Below are 2715 nucleotides of genomic sequence, written 5' to 3'. Positions count from 1 at the left end.
TGTCCGCATAGCATCCACAGAGATTATTTAAAGAGCTCAGAGAAACCGGAGGGACATCGAAACTACCCTCCGGTTAAACCTTTATACAAGAGGTCAATTTAATGTGAAACTTTCAGGCAAGATAATGTGAGAGGTGACACCATCTTACCTCATTCCTATACGGACACGTTTATCGGTCACGCTTCACATACTAATCCCCATCCCCTTTTCCTTTAATCCCCTTATCTTATCCCGCAGTTCCGCGGCCCGTTCAAACTCCAGTTTTTTTGCGGCCTCTTTCATCTCTTTCTCCAGTGACCTGATCATGGAAGAGAGTTTATCTTCGGGTAGGTATTCTGCAATCTCTTCCTTAACTGCCGGTACTGTGTAGTAGTCACTTTCAGAGATTTCGTAGAGTGTTTCGGGGATTCCCTTGATGATGCTCACGGGGGTAATGTTATGTTTTCTGTTGTATTCCTCCTGTATTAATCGCCTGCGGTCTGTTTCATCTATGGCCTTTCTCATGGACTCTGTGATTGTATCCGCATACATGATGACCTCTCCGGCGATATTTCTTGCAGCCCTGCCTGCTGTCTGAATCAGGGATGTGTGTGACCTCAGGAAGCCTTCTTTGTCTGCATCCAGAATGGCTACGAGTGACACCTCCGGTATATCAAGTCCCTCCCGAAGTAGATTAATCCCGATAAGCACATCAAACTTTCCGAGTCTCAAATCCCTGATTATCTCTGTCCTCTCCAGAGTATCCACTTCAGAATGGAGGTATCGCACCTTTATCCCAATCTCATGGTAATATTCTGTGAGGTCTTCTGCCATCCTCTTAGTGAGTGTGGTTACGAGTACCCGTTCTCCCTTGTTTGTCCTATCCCTTATCACATCCAATAAGTGATCCACCTGCCCCTTTGCCGGTCTTACTGTAATCTCAGGGTCAGTCAGCCCTGTAGGCCGGATAATCTGCTCAACTACTACGCCGCCGCTCTTTTCAAGTTCATAAGGCCCCGGGGTTGCTGACACATATATGGCCTGCTTCACACATTTTTCAAATTCCCCAAATTTTAACGGTCTGTTATCAAAGGCAGACGGAAGACGGAAGCCATATTCTATGAGGTTGTTTTTCCTTGAACGGTCGCCTTCATACATCCCCCTTATCTGTGGGGCAGTAACATGACACTCATCTATAATGAGAAGAAAGTCTTTTGGAAAGTAATCGAGTAATGTCGGCGAAGGCTCTCCGGGGTTTCTTCCGCTCAGGTGTCTTGAATAATTTTCAATGCCGTGGCAGTAACCGATCTCTTTCATCATCTCAAGGTCGTAGTTGACCCTCTGTTCTATTCTCTGGGCCTCAATCAGTTTGTTCAGCCCTTCAAAATAACGTATGCGTTCCCCAAGCTCAATCCTGATGGCATCATAAGCCCTTTCCAGCTTTGCCTTCGGCACAACATAATGCGTTCCGGGATAAATCGCAACCTTGGGGAGTTTCTTCTTTATAATTCCCCTTAAAGGGTCTATCTCAGATAGGCGATCTACATAATCACCAAAGAGCTCCACCCTGATGCAGGATTCTTCAGAAGAGGCGGGGAATATCTCAATTACATCTCCCCTGACTCTAAAAGTCCCCCGGTGAAAATCATAATCATTTCTCTCATACTGAATCTCAACGAGCTTTCTCAGAATATCATCCCGGTCTGTATCCATACCTTCTTCAAGATAGAGCAGCATCCCCTGATATGCCTCCGGTGAACCGAGGCCGTAGATGCAGGAAACAGATGAAACAATAATCACATCATTTCTCTGGAGGAGAGAGGTTGTGGCAGAGTGCCTCATCCGGTCAATGGCATCATTTATAGAAGAGTCTTTATCAATATAGGTATCTGACTGAGGTATATACGCCTCAGGCTGATAGTAGTCGTAGTAGCTTACAAAATATTCCACTGCATTTTCAGGAAAGAAGTGTTTGAACTCATGATAAAGCTGGGCGGCAAGCGTCTTATTGTGTGCAATAATCAGAGTGGGCTTCTGGACATTTTCAATGACGTTTGCAAGGGTATAAGTCTTCCCGCTTCCGGTGACCCCGAGAAGAACCTGATGTTTTAAACCACGATTGACCCCTTCACTCAGGGCCTCTATAGCTCGGGGCTGGTCACCCTGTGGTCGCAAATCAGATATTAATCTCAGACGTCCCAATTTATCCGTAACCCCTTCGTTATTGCAGCCGGGAGGTTTTATGTTTTCTCATATAATCTCCTTGAGTGTCATTATCCAAAACCTCTCTGATGATAACAACGCATCCAAATCCTCTGCCGGAATGCATCATAAACTTTGGAATTGTTTTTTAAGAATATGGTAGTCAAAAGGTATTTGTCTGTCAACAAAGAATTTGCTTGTTGTCTTTGCGATTATATAGATGATAAAGATGGTGTTCCATGAATTAACTATGATTAATAGGAAAGTAAAAAACTGATAATTCAAGACGTGCCCCTCCTCTGTTTTTGCAAAGGGACATGAAATCAGCGGGACAAGAATGTCCCGCCTATCCTCATAGAAATGGATAGGCGGGGTTTTCTTACCCCGCCGGAAGAGATTTTCGGATGAACCGTCATGAAACGGAGGTTTCACAAAGGAGGATGAAAACCACCCCCCCAAGCCCCCCCTTGTTAAGGGGGGGAAAGTTCCTTTGGTGCTCAATGGCCAACGGCAATCCCCCCCTTTGTTCAAGGG

2 protein-coding genes are annotated in these 2715 nt (G+C 45.3%); both read right to left on the bottom strand.

All coding sequences use genetic code 11. The features are described from left to right. Positions 1-183 precede the first annotated feature (183 nt). Complete coding sequence (gene uvrB / locus HZA08_05450) at positions 184-2181, bottom strand: excinuclease ABC subunit UvrB (GenBank protein ID MBI5192870.1); 1998 nt, start codon at positions 2179-2181, stop codon at positions 184-186. Positions 2182-2307: 126 nt separating this feature from the next. Next, positions 2308-2613 (bottom strand): hypothetical protein, encoded by a 306-nt coding sequence (locus HZA08_05445; GenBank protein ID MBI5192869.1) that lies wholly within the window; start codon positions 2611-2613, stop codon positions 2308-2310. Between the last annotated feature and the right edge of the window lie 102 nt (positions 2614-2715).

This window comes from Nitrospirota bacterium (assembly GCA_016212215.1).
Taxonomy (GTDB): Bacteria; Nitrospirota; 9FT-COMBO-42-15; order HDB-SIOI813; family HDB-SIOI813; genus JACRGV01.
Note: the sequence above shows the minus strand (reverse complement) of the source record. Positions and strands in the feature narration are given on the sequence as shown.